This window comes from Aliibacillus thermotolerans (genome assembly GCF_027853235.1).
Taxonomy (GTDB): Bacteria; Bacillota; Bacilli; order Bacillales; family Marinococcaceae; genus Aliibacillus; species Aliibacillus thermotolerans.
In genome coordinates this window covers 1-17,510 of sequence record NZ_WKJG01000007.1, presented here as the reverse complement: position 1 = coordinate 17,510, position 17,510 = coordinate 1, and the positions used below count along the sequence as shown (strand labels likewise).

Here is a 17,510-nt window from a genome sequence, read left to right as displayed (position 1 = left end):
ACCCATTATAAATGTACCACTGTTTTTTTTCATCGGCAATTACATAGAAACATAAAAAGCTGTTTCCGGTTGGAAACAGCTTTTTGATTCGTATTAACGATTCAATAAACTTCCTACATAACGCAAAAGTTCGTTTGCAGAAACAGAATTGTAACCATGTTCATCGATAAGTCGGGCGATGACTTCATTAATCTTTTTCAATTGCGATTCATCCGGCGTTTTCGTGGACGTGGTAATTTTGACGACATCTTTTAAGTCAGCGAAAAGCTTTTGTTGGATTGCTTCTCGCAAGCGTTCGTGCGAATTATAATCGAATTTTTTCCCTTTGCGGGCATAGGCAGAAATCCGGATTAAGATTTCTTCCCTGAAAGCACGTTTTGCGTTTTCAGATATTCCGATTTGCTCTTCAATGGAGCGCATTAACTTTTCATCGGGCTTCATCTCTTCTCCCGTGAGCGGGTCAGTCATTGTTGTTTTATTGCAGTATGCTTCGACGTTATCCAAATAGTTGTTTAAGAGCGTCTTTGCTGATTCCTCATAAGAATAAACAAATGCTTTTTGCACTTCTTTTTTCGCAATATCATCGTATTCTTTTCTTGCAATAGAAATAAAGTCTAAATATCTTTCTTTATCTTCATCCGAAATAGATGGATGCTGGTCTAAACCATCTTTGAGTGAGCGGAGCACATCCAAGGCGTTGATAGAGGAAACATCTTTTCTAATAATGGCAGAGGAAATTCGATTAATGACATATCTCGGGTCAATTCCGTCCATTCCTTCGTCCGGATATTCCTTTTTTAATTCCTCCACATCTTGATCTTTAAACCCTTCCACTTCTTCTCCGTCATACAAACGCATTTTTTTCACAAGATCGATATTTTGTTTTTTCGGTTCTTTTAAGCGAGTTAATACAGAAAAAATGGCGGCAGTTCTTAATGCGTGGGGGGCAATATGGACGTGAGCCATATCGCTTTCACGTATCATTTTTTCGTAAATGCGTTCCTCATCAGACACTTTTAAATTGTAAGGAATATTCATAACAATCATACGGGATTGAAGCGCTTCGTTTTTCTTATTGGCAATAAATGATTTATATTCCGCTTCGTTTGTATGGGCGACAATTAATTCATCGGCACTAATTAAAGCAAATCGACCCGCTTTGAAATTACCTTCTTGCGTTAAGGAAAGTAAATGCCAAAGAAACTTTTCATCACACTTCAGCATTTCTTGAAATTCCATCATACCTCGATTCGCTTTATTTAATTCTCCGTCAAATCGATAGGCGCGGGGATCTGATTCTGAACCGTATTCTGCGATCGTAGAGAAATCAATGCTGCCGGTTAAATCAGCAATATCTTGGGATTTCGGATCCGATGGACTAAAGGTTCCAATCCCAACCCGTTTATCTTCCGAGAAAAAGATTCTTTCCACCATGACATCTTCAATCCGTCCTCCGTATTCTTTCTCTAACCGCATCATATTCAACGGAGAAAGGTGGCCTTCAATTCGAATACCATATTCTTCGTAAAAATCATCTCGTAAGTGAGGTGGAATTAAATGTAGCGGATCTTCATGCATAGGACATCCTTCAATGGCATACACAGCTCCCGCGTCAGTATACGAATACTTTTCTAATCCTCTTTTTAATAAGGTGACAATGGTTGATTTTCCTCCACTTACCGGACCCATTAATAATAAAATTCGTTTTTTTACATCCAATCGTTTTGCGGCGGAATGAAAATATTCCTCTACCAGTTTTTCCAATGCATCTTCCAATCCAAAGATCTCATCAGAAAAAAACTTGTACATTTTTTTTCTATCTCGCTCAATGACCCCTGCATCTTTAATCATATTATATATGCGTGAATGGGCAGTTTGGGCAATGTGTGGATTTTCTTTCACTAATTCCAAGTATTCACGGAAAGTTCCCCGCCACTTTAACCTTTCTTCCTCTTCGCGCGATTGTTTTATTTTATCTAAAATATCCACCGTAAAATCCTCCCTTTCTTCCTTAAAAAAGATATAATGAAGGAGAAGCAGTCACCGTTCTTGCATTTTTCATACAAGCTCAAAGGGATTTTCCTCTGCATTACTATACCTATGCAACGCTCAAATCGAACATAACCAATAGACTGCAACAATCAACGGACGAAGAAGCAATATGATGAAATAGTGAGGGGAAAAAGTGTTGCGCATGACAACAGGATATGTTTTCATGGTATGTTTTTTTAGTCTATTTATGATATTTATCGTCGGAATAGTGAATGAATCAGAAGAATTTCAAACGGTAGAGCAAGCTTTAGAAGAAGGAATAAAAATTGACACGATTCATCTAACGCAAAATAGTTATTTGTACGACCGAAACGAGGAAGTTTTTTCCGTCATTCAAAATGAAGAAAACCGTAAATATATTGAATTTGAACAAATTCCAAATAAAGTAATTCAAGCATTTCTTGCGGTGGAAGATCAATATTTTTATGAACATGAAGGGGTCGATATCGGTGCTGTCATTCGCGCATTTATCGTAAATGCTCGTGCCCAAGCGATCGAAGAAGGAGCCAGTACGATTACGCAACAAGTCGCCCGGAACTTGTTTTTAAATCACGAACAAACATATAACCGTAAGTTAAGTGAAGTCTTATACTCCTATCAGTTGGAACAAAAATATTCGAAACAAGACATATTAGAGTTATATGTGAATACGGTGTATTTCAGCAATGGTGTTTACGGTTTTGAAACAGCCAGCCATGCGTATTTTAATAAACCTTCTCAGGAGCTTTCGCTTGCTGAAATCGCATTCTTAGTTGCAATCCCTGCGAACCCTTCCCACTACGATCCGCTAACCAATATCGAAAATACATTATTACGGCAAAAAACAGTGTTAGAGAGGATGGCCGAGCGGGGAGTCATAGCAGTAGATGAAAAAGAAGAGGCATTAGAGGAAGAAATACATATTCAATTTACTCAACCGATCGATTCGTTTCCTCATTATGCTTCCTATGTTGAGCAAGAATTGAAAGATCTGATTTCAATAAAAGAAGGATTTCAATCCCAACTTCAACGAGCGGAAAATCAGGAAGAAAGAGAGGAGATTCAGCAACATCTAAACCGCCGTTTCAAAGAAGTGCTCGCTTCCGGCGTTCACATTCATACATCCCTTCATCCAAGAATTCAATCATCATTAAACAATATTTCTAATCGACGGTTATCGAATTGGAATGTCCAAGGAGCTGCTGCGGTGATTGATCACGCTTCTCACCAGATTGTTGCCATCTATGGGGGGAACCATTTTCAAAAGTATGACTTTCATCGTGCCTCCCAAGCCTATCGACAACCAGGGTCTGCGATTAAGCCTTTATTAGTCTTCGGACCGTACATGAATGAAAAAAACAAATCACTCCACGACCGGGTATCGATTCATCCGATTTGTCGGGATGGATATTGTCCAGACAATGCGTCCGGAACTCGCACGGGTAGCGTTACTTTAAGCGATGCCCTCGCTTATTCTTATAACACCGCTGCCGTAAGACTCATCGATCAAACGGGGCTTGACACGGCATTTTCTTATTTAGATGCTTTCCACTTCTCTCGCATTGTACAAGAGGATAAACGTTATCCTGCAGCACTTGGTGGCTTTACTTACGGAATGACTCCACTTGAATTAACGAGTGCTTTTACTGTATTTTCCAATGATGGAATGTATCGTCCTTCTTATGCGATCGAGCAAGTAACAGATAAGGACGGCAACGTGTTATATGAATGGTCCCCAAGCCTACAGCCTGTCTGGGAAAAAGAAACAAACGATCAACTGCGGTACATGTTAAACCAAGTCGTGATGAAGGGAACAGCGAGAAGCATGAACATCAGACACCAAAACGTCGGGGGAAAAACCGGTACAACAAATGAAACGAAAGATTTATGGTTTATCGGTTACAACGATCGATACACCCTTGGCGTCTGGCTCGGTCAAGACAACCCCACTTCGCTCCGATATCTTCCATCTACCGCTCACCTCCAGTGGTGGAAAGATATTTACTTTACACTAGAATGACAAAATGACCCCCAGTTGAGCTGATTCCAACAGGGGGTCTATGAAATTGGTAAGCTGTTCACAAAGCTATTATAGAGCCGTAACAACGAATATATTGTCACTGCTAAAAAACCACCCCAAAAACTGACATGAAAAAAAATCGTCCCTATCAAGCCTGCTAGTGACATGGAGTCACTCACTTGATAGACGAAATAGACAAAATAAATAAACGCGGCAAAAAGAAACACAATGGTGATACCCGTTTGTAGTTGGGGAGTTACAGAAAGAAATAAAGCGCAGAAGCTCGCAATTAAAAAAATCCATGAGCCGCTTCGAACTTTTTTTAAATCATTTCCTTCCTCATCCCGTGAAAAGAACAAAAGCGATAATTCCAGCACCGTATCAGCAATTAATTTTAACGCAGAAAAGACCATAAAATAAACTAACGTTAGTAAAAATAATAAAGTAAGTTTAATCCCTACTTCGGAAAAAAACTCAAGCATCCCGACATATAAACCGATATGTATTAACCAATCAGTGATGATTGTTTCCGTATAAATAGCCAGTGCAAAACTGAAAATGGTAATTGAAAATAAAGGGAAGTAACTCGTAATATAAGTATTTTTCATTTCAACATATTCTCCCTGTCACCAAGTCATATAACGAGAGCCTCATCCACTTCAAATCCAACCGCGCTTCATGCATCTTCTTTTTATCCCTAACTATAAACGCCCACTTGAATACGGTATTGCCGTAAGATATTTCTATGAAAGGAGACTTTTCCATGGTCACTTAAACGTACCCATTTCAAAAAAATCTGCCCAAAAAGTCATTACTAGTGACCTTTTGGGGCAGTTGCTCTCCATTAAAAATGATGGATCACTTCGAAAGTACGTAATTCATTTCCTGAGGCAGGGCTCTTTTTTTCTTTTCCGCTACGGTCTTGGTGGGCACGTTGAAAAGCTTCACTGTTTGTCCAATCTTCATAATGTTGTTTTGATTCCCATTTCGTAAAGACAACTTGACGCCCGTCTTCTTCGTCTAAAAACATATAGTCTAAGCAACCAGGAACTTTTTTCATATTATCGGCACTTTGAGCAAAGCGTTCTTTCATTACTTCTTTCATTTCTTTCGGTACCTTTAATTCATTCATCACAACATACATGTTCATGTCCTCCTTCTCACAAAGTTCAACTTTAAGTATAAACGATATGTTCACAGCTTTCGATATATAAGGTATAATAAGTGAAGATTCACCCCATGCTATGAAATAAAGGAGGATACATACATATGAAATTAGTGCTCATCACTGGAATTTGTATTGCATTCTTAATTTCCATCTTAACAGCATGCAAGGAAGACAAACCACATGAATATTAAGATATAGAAAGAGGCTAGGACATAACTAGCCAAAAAGGAATGGTTCCAAGCACAAACATTTGCTTGGAACTATTTTTGTATGGTTTTTCCCTTCTTCTATCATTGGGTGATTGTTTCCGGCGGTATAAGCGAGAAGAACAAATGAGCCTCCAAAAACCCGAACGCTGATTCTACATCTATCATCATCCGGGGATGGTAAGCAGGACGGCCGCTTTATCTTCTTTTCTAAAGCGTAATTGATCGCAAGAAGCATAAAAGGGAACTAATTCACCTAAATATTCCTAATTCTAGTCCACTTGTGACCATTCCTGATCAGATTGTACGAAATAAGTGTCGTATGAACTTGTCATGCAACACTTTTTTCATCTATGCGATCATTCATTGGTCTCATCACTTAAAGAGAGACTCACTTGGTGAGCACCTCTCTTTTGATTACTGGAGTTTAAACCCTGCCCTGACTCTTTTATATGGGAGCAAATTGTTGTTGTCGGAGTGCTTCATAGACGACAATCGCTGCGGTGTTCGATAAATTCAATGAACGAACGCGATCGTTTTGTGGAATGCGAAGACAACGATCCTCATATTGGGAAGTTAACGACGATGGCAATCCACTCGTTTCTCTTCCAAAAACGAAGAAATACTCCACCGTTGGATCCGAAAAAGACACATCTGTATAATTTTTCCGCCCAATTGTTTCAATAAAATAAAATTCACCTTCCGGGTACGTTGCAAATAATTCTTCCATTGCATCGTAGTAATGAATGTTCACATAAGGCCAATAATCACAGCCTGCCCGCTTTAACATTTTATCATCGGTTGAAAATCCTAGCGGACGAATTAAATGCAAAGTCGTCCCTGTGCCAGCACAAGTTCTCGCAATATTGCCAGTGTTCGCCGGTATTTCTGGTTGATATAACACAATGTGATTACCCATTTCTCCACCTCATTCTCTTTTCCACCGAAATATTATATCATAATCACGACCCAATTCGAAAAAACTTATATTGAATGGAAGGTGTCCAAGCGGTGGAATCTTCATACGTCCAATAGCGGGAGCGACTATTACTCGTATGGGCATTCACAAGCGGTTCTCCATTTCCGTCAAAGTTCGTTACAATCGTCGTATGTTGCCACCTACCATCTCCGTTAAAGTCATAACAAATGACATCTCCCAGACCTAGTTCCGTTGCTTCATTTTTTTCCACTGCGGTAAGACCTGTTAAAGAGCTACTTAAATGCCAGCGCAATGAATGAGCTACCGCCCAACTATAACTCCAAGCATTCCCGTGATACCACCAACCTTGATTCCGATCAGGTGCCCCTCGCATCGGAGCACCTCCAGCATAAAGGCATTGAGAAACGTAATTGGTACAATCATTCTGGAAGGCATGAAAAGCTGGGTTGTAATCATTCCACCAACGTTCCGCATATTGAACGGCTGCTCTGCGATTATAATCAAATCTTTCAATTGATGGAGAATGAATTGGGAACTCCTCTCTCTTTTGCATCGTATCCTCTCTTATTTCTTCATCCGTCACTAAGTATCCGTCGTAGATGCCGCTTTGACGCTTCACGATTTGTTCTTCCATATGAATGTGATTTTTTATTTTCACAAGACGGGCGACTTGAAGCATGTATGTAACTTTTTCCATTCCTTCGATTCTTTGCATTCGAAAGGGACAAATCTTTACGTTTATTTTTAATAGTTGCGCGTGTCTTTTAGATAAAGACTCTTTAAAGCGATCAAGTGATTCTTTGTCTTGTAATGTCAAGGAAGAACAGCGTCGGTGTGGTTCTAATTGATATGCTAGCCACGATTCTAAATATGTTTTCAATGCTATCTGCCATTTTTTGCGCATAAAGAGTCCCTCCCTTTTCATAGTAATACAATATGTACAAGGGAGGGGATTCATGACTACTTTGGCTGCTCCAAATGAATTAACTTTTCTTTTTTATCAAGACCACCACCATAACCTGTAAGTTTTCCATTTTTTCCGATGACTCTATGACACGGAATCATGATGGCGATTGGATTCTGATGGTTTGCCATTCCGACTGCTCGAACCGCTTTCGGAGATTGCACTTCGTAAGCAATTTGTTGATACGTTTTTGTTTCCCCGTAAGGGATTCGTAGTAAAGCGCGCCATACTTTCCGTTGAAAGGCAGTACCTTTGATATCGAGTTGGACAGTGAAATGATGTCTGTTTCCTTGAAAGTATTCACGTAACTGCTCTGTTTCTTGTAAAAATGCATGTTTATTTTCTTGATATATGACATTTTTTGAAAAATATCTTTTTCGCCACGATTCTGTTTTAGGAAAAACATCTTTCGGCGATCCATATTTTAATAAGCATAAACCCCATTCGCTCTTCATAAGTGTCAGTTTTCCTAGCGGAGTATCTATTTCGGTATAAGATACTAATGGAGGCATTCGTTTTCCTCCTTTTGTTCTTTGATTCGTTTGATTGCTTGTTGTATTTCTGTTCGAACGTTACTTTCTGACTCATATTCCACCGCTTTTTTTAACATGTTTTCCGCTTCTTCTGTCCCGATTTCTCCTAATGCCCAAGCGGCCGTCTCTCTAATGACGGGGCGAGGATCTTCTTGTAATAATTTTCCTAACCGATCACTACTTTCTTTTTCTTTATAGTTTCCAAGGGCAATCATCGCATTCCGTTGAATCGGTTTTTTCCCGCGCCAAGAACCAGCAAGAGGACCATACGTTTCTTTAAACTTTCGATTGGAAATGGTAAGAAGAGGAAGCAATGTCGGTTTTACTATCTCGGAATCTGGTTCAAAGTCCGTTTGATGGTGAAAATCTTTTCCTTTATTTTTCGGACAAACTTGTTGACATGTGTCACACCCGTATAATCTGTTGCCAATCGCTTTCCGAAATCGCTTCGGAACACTCGTTTTCGTTTGCGTTAAGTAGGCAATGCACTTCTTGGAGTTAAGCTGTCCCCCTTGTACGAGAGCATTGGTTGGACAAGCGTCCACACATTTATTACATGTTCCGCATTGTTCCGTAATGGGTGTATCCACCGGAAGGGAAAGAGTTGTAATCATCTCTCCTAAATAGACATAAGACCCGAATTCCGGAGTAATAATAGCGCAATTTTTACCACTCCACCCAATCCCTGCACGTTCCGCCACCGCCCGGTCCGATAGCTCTCCTGTATCTACCATCGAGACCGTACGACAATCAGGAACCCGTTGTTGAATAAACGCCTCTAATTTTTGTAGTTTCTCCTTCAAGACTTGATGATAATCTCTTCCCCAAGAAGCGCGACAAAAGAGGCCACGTCGATTCCCTCTACGATTGGAAGGTTCGTCTTTCATTTTAGATGGATATGCAAGCGCAATCGCGATAATCGTTTTTGCTTCTGGAAGCAATTTGGTCGGTGTTACTCTTTTATCAATATCTTTTTCTTCGAATCCCGATTCGTAGCCAAGACGACGATGTTCGACCAACCGTTCTTTTAACGTGACAAACGGATCGGCCGAGGCAAAGCCAATCTTATCGATGCCTATTTCTTTGCTGTACTTAATAATTTCCTCTTTTAACTCAGTCGTCGTCATTGTCCTTCTCCTTTCTCTCCATATCCATGCTACACTATTCATTGAGGTGAATATCATGAAAATTGAGTTACACGATTCCATTCTTAAACAAGTTCCAAATTTTAAAGTAGGTTTTATCTTTTACAAAGACATCGTCATTGATGAATCTCCGCAAATGCTGAAAGGAAGGCTTGATTTTTTTCAAGAAAAAATTGCCGCCGATTTACATGAACAAACTGTTCTTGATTACAAAGGAGTACTGGAGTGGCGAGACATTTTTAAGAAACTTGACATCGATCCAACACGTTACCGTCCTTCCCATGAAGCGTTATTCCGTAGAGTTGCTAAAGGAAAACGATTGCCTTTTTTAAATTCGGCGGTTGACTTAAACAATTTTTTCTCTTTACAATACGAAATACCGATCGGTTTATATAATAAAGATGTTTTACAAGATTATATCAAAATTTTTATCGGAACAAAAAATGAACGGCTCGAAGGTTTAAACCATCGAATAAATAACATGGAAGGGAAAATCGTTTCTGTTGATTCCATCGGCCCGTTTGGAAGCCCCATCGTTGACTCTCATCGCTCAAAAGTGGAAACAACCACGAGAAACGCAGTGCAAATTTTTTATTTACAACCCTCCTTACCCTTGAATAAATCAGAGCAATTGTTACAAAGCGCAGCGAAAATGTTTACGCAATTGCATAGTGGGGAAAGCAGTATTTTTCTTCTTCATCAAGAATCTTCAGAAATAGACGTATGCTAGCACGAAGATCACCAATTTACACGGTGATCTTTTTTTATTGCAAAATAATGAAAAAAATCAAAAAATATGTAAAAACATATTTTTCCTCTTTGAGTGGTAGGTGTAAGTAGGCCTATCTGGTACAATTTCTACCATATCATAATATTTTGAATGATGTTTATTTTTTAAACAAAAATGGTATGGAAGAAACGAGGAGGTTAGAAAATGAAAAAAACGATAACACACATATTTATGACAAGTTCTTTTATTTTTGTCCTACTATTTATTGATCCTAACGCCACTAAAGCGACAAGCGTAATCTTAGAAAAAGGAAATGAGGGTCCTTCTGTCGTACAGTTACAGGAAACGTTAATCCATATGGGGTATTTACATACGAATGCAACCGGGTATTATGGAACATACACAACGGAAGCGGTGAAAGCATTTCAACAAGAATTCGGGTTGCTGGCAGATGGAAAAAGTGGTCCTCAGACATTATCTGAATTAGAAAACGTACGTAAAATAGCCAAAGCGGTTCATGGGGAAGCAAGAGGAGAATCATTTGAAGGCCAAGTAGCAGTAGCTGCGGTGATCCGAAATCGTCTCTTATCTCCAGAATTCCCCTCCACTGTGGACGGTGTCATTAAACAAAAAAATGCGTTTACAGCTGTGCAAGACGGTCAATATTATTTAGATCCGAGTCCAACTGCCTTTCGAGCAGTAAGAGAAGCTTGGCGAGGTTGGGACCCGTCTTATGGATCTCATTATTATTATAATCCAAACCTCGCCACGTCCGAATGGATCTATACCCGCACAGTCAGTCATCAAATCGGAAATCATGTTTTTGCCAATTAACATGCACGCCGAAAGACGAGAATGCTTCAAAAGCACCCTCGTCTTTTTGTTACTCTTCTAAATATACTTCTTTTAACTGTAATAACTGATTAGGAGATTGCTCTAAATTTCTCACTTCATCCCGGGCACCGAGTAAAAATTGCTGATGGTGGAGATAAATCATGGGGGATTCTTCCATTAATTTTTCTTGTACCTCTTTATATAAAGCAAGTCGTTTTTCTTCATCCAATGTTTCCCGTGCTTCATCTAACATGGAATCAATCTCATGATTTTGAATAAAAGTACGATTTCCTGGTGCGCCAACTTGAGAAGAATGAAACAGTGCATACAATCCGTAATCAGCATCTGCAGTGGAAGCCGACCAACCAAGAAGGAAAATGTCATGCTCCCCATTTGCCGTTCGTTCTAAATAAGTGCCCCAATCCATTGTTTTTATTTCTACCTCAATGCCAATTTCTTTTAATTGTGCTTGAATGTTGATCGCCGTATCTATTCTTTCGCGATGATCATTTGTCCAAATCGTCGTGGTAAAGCCATCCTTATATCCTGCTTCTCTTAACAGTGCTTTCGCTTCTTCCTGATCAAAAGGTAATCCCTTGACAGAATCATCATACCCGAACACAATTGGTGCCAGTGGGCCGATTGCCGGGATGCCTACTCCTCCATATAAGCCGTCAATAATTTGTTCTTTATCAATCGCCATGGCTACGGCTTGTCGAACGCGAACATCATCAAAAGGTTCCTTTTGAACGTTAAAGCCGATATAAGACAGATTGACAGAGTCTTGGATATTGACATATAATCCGTCTGTCTTTTCTATCCGAGCGACATCCGACGGACTTATCGGATCGGAAATATGCACATCCCCCGTTTCAAGTTCCGCAATCCGTGTTAAATCTTCCGGCACTACTTTAAAAGTCACCGTATCTACATAAGCCGGCTCATCCCAATAGTCTTCATAACGAACCAATTGAATATACTGTTCCCTCTCCCATTCTTGAAATTGAAAATACCCTGTACCAATCGGATGTTCATTGATATAAGAACCTGGCTCTTCTCCATTTTCCATCGCTTCATAGTCTTTCTCGATTGCTTCCAGCGAGACCATTCCCCCTCCATTGTGTGCCAAATGGGCCGGTAACGGTGCAAATGGCTTTTCGGTCTTGATACGTACGGTATAATCATCAATCACTTCAATGTCAGTGATCATGTCATATAACAATGCACGAGGTGAAGCGACAGCCGGATCAATAACACGTTCCATATTTGCCTTCACTACGCTAGCGTTAAACGGACTCCCATCATGAAAAGTGACTCCTTCTCGTAAAGTAAATTCCCACGTCGTTTCATCAATTTCTTTCCAATCGGTTGCAAGTTTTGGAATCAATTCCATATTTTCATCAAAGTCAATGAGCGTTTCATAAATGTTTTCTTGGACATTCACGGATGGAATGTCATTGGAAGTGGCAGGATCTAAAGAAACAGCATCTGCAGACGTTGCAATGACTAAATCCCCACCTCGAAAGTCACTCTCTTCAGTAGATAACTCCGTTTTTATGTGTGAATTTCCGTCTCTTATTTCTTTTGTATCATTTGTATCATTGCCACAACCGACAATGATAGAAGCTAGTACAATCGCCATAGCCATGCAAAACAACCATTTTATTCTACTTTTCAAAGAAACTCCCCCTTCACACTCTATCTACTCTTATAATGATAATAGAGTAGTTCTAGTAGGTTAGCAATAATATCCTATTTACTTCGATTAGAACAATGTCTACTTATCCCAAATCAATGGAATATCATGCTATCATCATTTACTATCAGAGAAAAGGAGGGGATGAAAATGACAAAAGATAAGTCAGTAATGAATATGGAAAATAGATCGCTCATTTCTCGTATATTTTCCAATAAAACAGCAAGTATCAGCTTTATTTTCATTCTCTGTCTCGTGTTCATTGCCGTCATTGGACCGTACCTTACTGTTTACGATCCAAACGTACCAGACACTTCTAATCGTTTAGCTTCCCCTTCAGCCAAGCATTTTTTTGGTACAGACCATCACGGACGTGACATATTTACAAGAATCATTCATGGGATGCCTCTTTCGTTATATATAGGGGTTATTTCCGTGTTGATTGGAGCCACCATTGGAGTGGTTTTAGGAATGATTTCAGGATATTATGGTGGCTTCATCGATAGTTTCATCATGCGATGCATGGATGTCTTGTTTGCTTTTCCTGGCATACTCCTTGCCCTTGCCCTCGTGAGCGTCTTAGGCAACAGTTTACATCATCTGATTCTGGCAGTGAGTATTTTTTTAGTTCCAATGTTTGCGAGAATCGTAAGAAGTTCTACACTTGCTATTTGTCAATTGGAGTACATAGATGCGATGAAAGTTCTCGGAGCAAGTGATATTCGCATTATTTTTAAACATATTTTTCCAAATATCGTCTCCCCTATTATTGTACAGGCTACCCTTAGCATTGCTAGCGCCATATTAACGGCAAGTACGTTATCCTTTCTTGGCCTAGGTGTCCAGCCACCGACTCCGGAATGGGGAGCCATGTTAAACGAAGGGAAAGATTATATGTATCAAGCTCCTCACGTGGCATTTTTTCCTGGTTTAGCCATTATGTTCGTCGTACTCGTTTTTCACATATTTGGAGATGGATTAAGGGACGTATTAGATCCAAAAAGTAAAAAATGAGAACGGAGGGCTAACATGTTGTCTTTTATACTCAGACGTTTGATGCAAACACTTCCAGTTCTTTTTGGTGTTTCTTTACTCGTATTTAGTCTACTGCACCTTATCCCAGGGGATCCTGCTGTTCTTATTGCCGGGGAAAACGCACCTAAAGAACAAATAGCAAACATTCACGAACGTCTCGGACTAAATGATCCTCTCCCGATCCAGTATTGGAATTATATGTGGAATATTATTCAAGGAGATTTAGGAACATCTTTTCGTACCGGTCGACCTGTAATAGAAGAAATTGCTTCAAGATTCCCGATAACGTTCCAATTATCGGTGTATAGTACAATTTTTAGTATATTTTTAGGACTCATTGCCGGAGTAATCGCTGCCACCTACAAAAATTCATTTATTGATACAAGTATCATGGTGATTGCTTTATTCGGTTTATCACTGCCTAATTTTTGGTTAGGATTAATGCTGATTCAATGGTTTGCGATTGGACAGACACCGTGGCTACCTTTTTCAACGTCATGGTTTTCACCTTCTGGTTGGGGGTCTTTCCAGCAAATGGTCTTGCCAGTCATTACTCTCGGTACCGCTGGTGCTGCCATGATTGCCCGAATGACTCGCTCTAGTATGTTAGACGTATTGAATGAAGACTATATTCAAACCGCTCGTGCAAAAGGACTCAGTGAACGAAAAGTCATTTATCGTCATGCATTAAGAAGTGCCATCATCCCTGTTATTACAGTGATTGGAATACAATTCGGATTTCTCTTAGGAGGATCCGTCGTAACAGAACAAGTTTTCGCAATCAATGGGCTCGGTCGCTTATTAATGAATAGTATTACCAACAGAGATTTTCCCGTTGTACAAGGAATCGTTCTCGTCATTTCATTCACTTTTGTCATCGTTCATTTAATCGTTGATATTTTATATCATGTGTTCAATAAACGGATGAAAATGAACGGTTAAGCGATCATGAAAAATAAAGGGAAAAAGAAAGGAGCAAATCAATGGCATCCACAAAACAACCCCTGCTCTCTGTACGCCACCTATCTGTGTCCTTTTTCACGAAAAATGACGAAGTAAAGGCAGTTGACGATGTTTCTTTCTCCATTCCAAAAGGACAAACATTAGGCATTGTCGGTGAATCCGGCGCTGGGAAAAGCATGACCGCGCTCTCTCTTTTGCGCCTTTCCCAACCTGGAGAAATTGTCACTGGAGAAATCCTTTTTGAAGGAGAAAACATTTTAAAGAAAAAAGAAAGAGAGATGCGAAAAATTCGTGGAAAAGATATTTCGATGATTTTCCAAGACCCGATGAATTCCTTACATCCCACTTATACAATCGGACAACAACTAAGGGAAGTGTTGTACACCCATGAACATCTCAACAAAAAACAAGCAACGAAACGAATCATGGATATGTTACAACTCGTTGGAATATCTGCTCCAGAAAAAAGGATGCATCAATATCCTCATGAACTTTCCGGTGGAATGAAACAGCGGGCAATGATTGCAATGGCGCTTCTTTGTTATCCAAAATTATTAATTGCAGATGAACCGACGACCGCATTGGATGTCACCATTCAAGCACAAATTTTAACGCTAATAAAAGAATTACAACGGAAACTTGCAATGTCTGTTCTTATCATTAGTCACGATTTCGGTGTCATTGCGGAAATGTGTGATCATGTCGCGGTGATGTATGGTGGAAACATTGTTGAAATGGCAGACGTGCATCACTTATTTGAAAAACCGAAACACCCATACACGATTGAATTATTACAGTCTCTATTACGAAAAGACCGACATACCAACGAAAAAAAGGTGCGTCCTATAAAAGAACCATTCCTACGCTCAGAGGAGAATGGGACAGGCTGTCGTTTTGCACCAAAATGTCCTTATAAACAAGAGATTTGTGCAAAACGCCTCCCACCTCTTATTCAAGATGAACATAACCATTACACCCGTTGTTGGATCGCTTCCGACGATAGATAGAATAAGCTTAGGGGAGGTCATTTATGCGAAAAGAAATCTTGAAAGTAGATCATTTAAAAAAATATTTTCCGATAAAAAGTGGCATATGGAACCGAACAGTAACAAATATAAAAGCAGTGGATAATATCTCCTTTACTGTGCATGAAGGAGAAACCGTTGGCATTGTAGGGGAATCCGGTTGTGGCAAATCAACCGTCGCCCGGACTATTTTGCAATTAGAGCAACCGACGGCAGGAAATATTTATTTTGAAGGAAAGAATTTATGTTTATTACGAAAAAAAGAGCTGAGAAGAAAAAGAAAAGAGATGCAAATGATATTTCAACATCCGCATAGCTCTCTCAATCCACGACAACGTTTAAAAGACATATTGTATGAAGCAATGTCCATTCAAAAAGTGGTTCCGAAAGCGAGGAAAAATGAGCAAGTACATGCTCTCCTTCAAAAAGTAGGACTACAACCGCATCAACAAGAGAGATATCCTCATGAATTAAGCGGTGGTGAAAAGCAACGAGTCGCCATTGCTCGAGCATTAGCAGTTCAACCGAAACTAATAATTTGTGATGAAATCGTCTCATCTCTTGACATATCACGGCAAGCGCAAATACTTCATTTATTAAAAAAGTTACAACAGGATTTCAATTTAACTTATTTATTTATTTCACATGATTTAGAAGTCGTTCGTTATATCTCCGATCGCGTCATAGTCATGTATGTAGGACAAATTGTCGAAATGGCAACTACTCAGTCTTTATTTGAATCTCCAATGCACCCATATACGCACGCTTTACTGTCAGCCATACCGACTCCCCATCCGAAGGCGAAACGTAAGCGCCTCCTTTTAAAGGGAGAGGTTCCTTCTCCAGTGGAGCCGCCAAGTGGCTGTCGTTTCCATCCTCGTTGTCCGTTCGCTACCGAAACTTGTAAAAAAGTTGCCCCTACATTGCAAGGAACAAAAGATGTCGAGCAAAATCATCTCGTTGCTTGTCATTATGGTGAAGATATTGCTAGAAATCGCTCTTCCTTTTTTTAGTGTCACCTTCCAGTTTGCAATCGGAAGGTGGCACGTGTGAATTGTCAAAGAACATGATGAATATGTAAACGCTTGTTCGTTCAATGAAGACGCCACAGACTCGTTTGACCGAAGCCAATTCATCTCCATCTTACCATGAGGAAAAAACCCTTCCCACGGTGGAAGATGGAGACTTCTTGGCTAAGAACGTTAAAAAATGTAAGGTTTGTTCTTATTGTCGCTCATCACCCATTTCGTTATTTGCTAAAAATGAATGAATACGGTCATATATCTCGGGTTGTTCATTAAAAATAAGCTCATAATGGTTGACTGGGGTGACCATCGTGTCCATATTTGCTATCTTTTTTTTCAAGGTTGTATACGATTCTTCTGTAAAGAGAGAGCGTTTGTCTCCGATATTCCCGGTTGCGATGATAAGCAATACCGGGCATGATATGGAGGATGCTACCTCTTCTGAACGAAAAGAATAAAAGCTTTCAAAGTCTTTTTCCATGACCGCAGCTTGTGAGCGATGTTGCCATTCTCCGTTTTCTTGTTGTCGGATTTCATAGCGAACGATTTCTTCCATCGTAGTGTCCCATACAATGTTTAAAGTGGTATAGAGATTGCGGGTTTCTGTCACATAGTCTTCTTGTGTGGGATATACTTTTTTCATTCGGTTCAAGGAAGGAAGCACCAGCTCTCTAGCAGTCTCATCTGCATCCCCTGCTCCGTCTAATAAAATAAGGGAAGAGACACTTTTTCGTCGACTGGCTGCTGCTAAGGCGCATAGATACGCACCCATGGAATATCCTAATAAAATCGGTTTCTCAATCTTTAAATGATCGATGAGCTCCATGAAATCTTCTGCGTGGGTGAAGATAGAAGTGTTGGAAGAAGCAGGATCGCTCTTGCCACGACCGCGAATATCATAGCTAATAAAGCGATAGTCTCCTGCCAATGCCTGTTTATAAAAGTCAAATTGTTTATGATTCCCAGTCAAGCCGTGGGCCGCGATGATGGTTCCCCATGTTCCGGGAATATCTTCTACATACAACGTATGCCCTGATTTTGTCTTGATATAAGATCCCATAAGTTGCATCCTCCCTCAATAAAGTAAGAATATCTTCCAAATGCTCGCTTATTCTCAAAATTTCATAGACACTGTTTTACACCTAACAGCACTTCCACCTTATAAAAGGATAATCACAGAATATTCTAACAGGGT

At 39.8% G+C, this 17,510-nt stretch carries 16 protein-coding genes; 7 read left to right on the top strand and 9 right to left on the bottom strand.

All coding sequences use genetic code 11. From position 1 onward, the window contains the following. Window positions 1-93: 93 nt before the first annotated feature. Window positions 94-1,989, bottom strand: coding sequence for a PrkA family serine protein kinase (locus GJS40_RS00540; RefSeq protein WP_270895309.1), 1,896 nt, complete (start codon window positions 1,987-1,989; stop codon window positions 94-96). Window positions 1,990-2,194: 205 nt separating this feature from the next. On the opposite strand from GJS40_RS00540, the gene GJS40_RS00535 reads away from it, so the two are divergent. Then, on the top strand, window positions 2,195-4,051 hold the full coding sequence (locus tag GJS40_RS00535; RefSeq protein ID WP_270895369.1) for a transglycosylase domain-containing protein: 1,857 nt from the start codon (window positions 2,195-2,197) through the stop codon (window positions 4,049-4,051). 38 nt (window positions 4,052-4,089) lie between these two features. Here GJS40_RS00535 and GJS40_RS00530 read toward each other — a convergent pair whose 3' ends face one another. From GJS40_RS00530 to queG, 6 genes are all read right to left on the bottom strand, one after another. Next, window positions 4,090-4,659: a DUF5366 family protein gene (locus GJS40_RS00530; RefSeq protein ID WP_270895308.1), complete on the bottom strand. Its 570-nt coding sequence runs from the start codon at window positions 4,657-4,659 to the stop codon at window positions 4,090-4,092. Window positions 4,660-4,895: 236 nt separating this feature from the next. After that, window positions 4,896-5,195 (bottom strand): antibiotic biosynthesis monooxygenase family protein, encoded by a 300-nt coding sequence (locus GJS40_RS00525; RefSeq protein ID WP_270895306.1) that lies wholly within the window; start codon window positions 5,193-5,195, stop codon window positions 4,896-4,898. A 678-nt stretch (window positions 5,196-5,873) separates the two neighbouring features. Further along, on the bottom strand, window positions 5,874-6,344 hold the full coding sequence (trmL, locus tag GJS40_RS00520; RefSeq protein WP_270895305.1) for a tRNA (uridine(34)/cytosine(34)/5-carboxymethylaminomethyluridine(34)-2'-O)-methyltransferase TrmL: 471 nt from the start codon (window positions 6,342-6,344) through the stop codon (window positions 5,874-5,876). A 43-nt stretch (window positions 6,345-6,387) separates the two neighbouring features. Next, window positions 6,388-7,269: an amidase domain-containing protein gene (locus GJS40_RS00515; RefSeq protein ID WP_270895304.1), complete on the bottom strand. Its 882-nt coding sequence runs from the start codon at window positions 7,267-7,269 to the stop codon at window positions 6,388-6,390. Between the two features lie 56 nt (window positions 7,270-7,325). Next, the gene (locus tag GJS40_RS00510) at window positions 7,326-7,841 is read right to left on the bottom strand and encodes a methylated-DNA--[protein]-cysteine S-methyltransferase (RefSeq protein ID WP_270895303.1); all 516 of its coding nucleotides are present in this window, start codon (window positions 7,839-7,841) and stop codon (window positions 7,326-7,328) included. Next, a complete protein-coding gene (queG, locus tag GJS40_RS00505; protein ID WP_270895302.1) occupies window positions 7,829-8,989 on the bottom strand; it encodes a tRNA epoxyqueuosine(34) reductase QueG in 1,161 nt (386 codons plus the stop codon). The genes GJS40_RS00510 and queG overlap by 13 nt, the downstream gene beginning before the upstream one ends. Before the next feature lie 55 nt (window positions 8,990-9,044). On the opposite strand from queG, the gene GJS40_RS00500 reads away from it, so the two are divergent. Both GJS40_RS00500 and GJS40_RS00495 read left to right on the top strand, forming a co-directional pair. After that, window positions 9,045-9,737 (top strand): B3/B4 domain-containing protein, encoded by a 693-nt coding sequence (locus GJS40_RS00500; protein WP_270895300.1) that lies wholly within the window; start codon window positions 9,045-9,047, stop codon window positions 9,735-9,737. Window positions 9,738-9,941: 204 nt separating this feature from the next. Beyond that, window positions 9,942-10,571, top strand: a complete 630-nt coding sequence (locus tag GJS40_RS00495; RefSeq protein ID WP_270895299.1) for a cell wall hydrolase — start codon at window positions 9,942-9,944, stop codon at window positions 10,569-10,571. 49 nt (window positions 10,572-10,620) lie between these two features. On the opposite strand, the gene GJS40_RS00490 is transcribed toward GJS40_RS00495, so the two are convergent. Beyond that, window positions 10,621-12,249: a glutathione ABC transporter substrate-binding protein gene (locus tag GJS40_RS00490; protein WP_377902073.1), complete on the bottom strand. Its 1,629-nt coding sequence runs from the start codon at window positions 12,247-12,249 to the stop codon at window positions 10,621-10,623. A gap of 168 nt (window positions 12,250-12,417) precedes the next feature. Here GJS40_RS00490 and GJS40_RS00485 point away from each other — a divergent pair, with 168 nt between their 5' ends. From GJS40_RS00485 to GJS40_RS00470, 4 genes are read left to right on the top strand one after another with little or no spacing between them, the layout of a single operon-like run. Then, window positions 12,418-13,281: an ABC transporter permease gene (locus GJS40_RS00485; RefSeq protein ID WP_270895298.1), complete on the top strand. Its 864-nt coding sequence runs from the start codon at window positions 12,418-12,420 to the stop codon at window positions 13,279-13,281. Between the two features lie 15 nt (window positions 13,282-13,296). Continuing rightward, the gene (locus GJS40_RS00480) at window positions 13,297-14,244 is read left to right on the top strand and encodes an ABC transporter permease (RefSeq protein ID WP_270895297.1); all 948 of its coding nucleotides are present in this window, start codon (window positions 13,297-13,299) and stop codon (window positions 14,242-14,244) included. 41 nt (window positions 14,245-14,285) lie between these two features. Continuing rightward, window positions 14,286-15,272: an ABC transporter ATP-binding protein gene (locus tag GJS40_RS00475; RefSeq protein WP_270895296.1), complete on the top strand. Its 987-nt coding sequence runs from the start codon at window positions 14,286-14,288 to the stop codon at window positions 15,270-15,272. A gap of 23 nt (window positions 15,273-15,295) precedes the next feature. Further along, window positions 15,296-16,303: an ABC transporter ATP-binding protein gene (locus tag GJS40_RS00470; RefSeq protein ID WP_270895294.1), complete on the top strand. Its 1,008-nt coding sequence runs from the start codon at window positions 15,296-15,298 to the stop codon at window positions 16,301-16,303. 211 nt (window positions 16,304-16,514) lie between these two features. Here the strand turns inward: GJS40_RS00470 and GJS40_RS00465 are convergent, their stop codons facing one another. Continuing rightward, entirely contained in the window at window positions 16,515-17,375 is an 861-nt protein-coding gene (locus tag GJS40_RS00465) for an alpha/beta fold hydrolase (protein WP_270895292.1), read from the bottom strand. Window positions 17,376-17,510 lie beyond the last annotated feature (135 nt).

Coding starts and splice junctions, on each gene's coding strand:
- trmL (WP_270895305.1), bottom strand. CDS start 6,344: ATGGGTAATCACATTGTGTTATATCAACCAGAAATACCGGCGAACACT.
- GJS40_RS00480 (WP_270895297.1), top strand. CDS start 13,297: ATGTTGTCTTTTATACTCAGACGTTTGATGCAAACACTTCCAGTTCTT.
- GJS40_RS00530 (WP_270895308.1), bottom strand. CDS start 4,659: ATGAAAAATACTTATATTACGAGTTACTTCCCTTTATTTTCAATTACC.
- GJS40_RS00470 (WP_270895294.1), top strand. CDS start 15,296: ATGCGAAAAGAAATCTTGAAAGTAGATCATTTAAAAAAATATTTTCCG.
- GJS40_RS00515 (WP_270895304.1), bottom strand. CDS start 7,269: ATGCGCAAAAAATGGCAGATAGCATTGAAAACATATTTAGAATCGTGG.
- GJS40_RS00500 (WP_270895300.1), top strand. CDS start 9,045: ATGAAAATTGAGTTACACGATTCCATTCTTAAACAAGTTCCAAATTTT.
- queG (WP_270895302.1), bottom strand. CDS start 8,989: ATGACGACGACTGAGTTAAAAGAGGAAATTATTAAGTACAGCAAAGAA.
- GJS40_RS00525 (WP_270895306.1), bottom strand. CDS start 5,195: ATGTATGTTGTGATGAATGAATTAAAGGTACCGAAAGAAATGAAAGAA.
- GJS40_RS00535 (WP_270895369.1), top strand. CDS start 2,195: ATGACAACAGGATATGTTTTCATGGTATGTTTTTTTAGTCTATTTATG.
- GJS40_RS00465 (WP_270895292.1), bottom strand. CDS start 17,375: ATGGGATCTTATATCAAGACAAAATCAGGGCATACGTTGTATGTAGAA.
- GJS40_RS00475 (WP_270895296.1), top strand. CDS start 14,286: ATGGCATCCACAAAACAACCCCTGCTCTCTGTACGCCACCTATCTGTG.
- GJS40_RS00495 (WP_270895299.1), top strand. CDS start 9,942: ATGAAAAAAACGATAACACACATATTTATGACAAGTTCTTTTATTTTT.
- GJS40_RS00510 (WP_270895303.1), bottom strand. CDS start 7,841: ATGCCTCCATTAGTATCTTATACCGAAATAGATACTCCGCTAGGAAAA.
- GJS40_RS00485 (WP_270895298.1), top strand. CDS start 12,418: ATGACAAAAGATAAGTCAGTAATGAATATGGAAAATAGATCGCTCATT.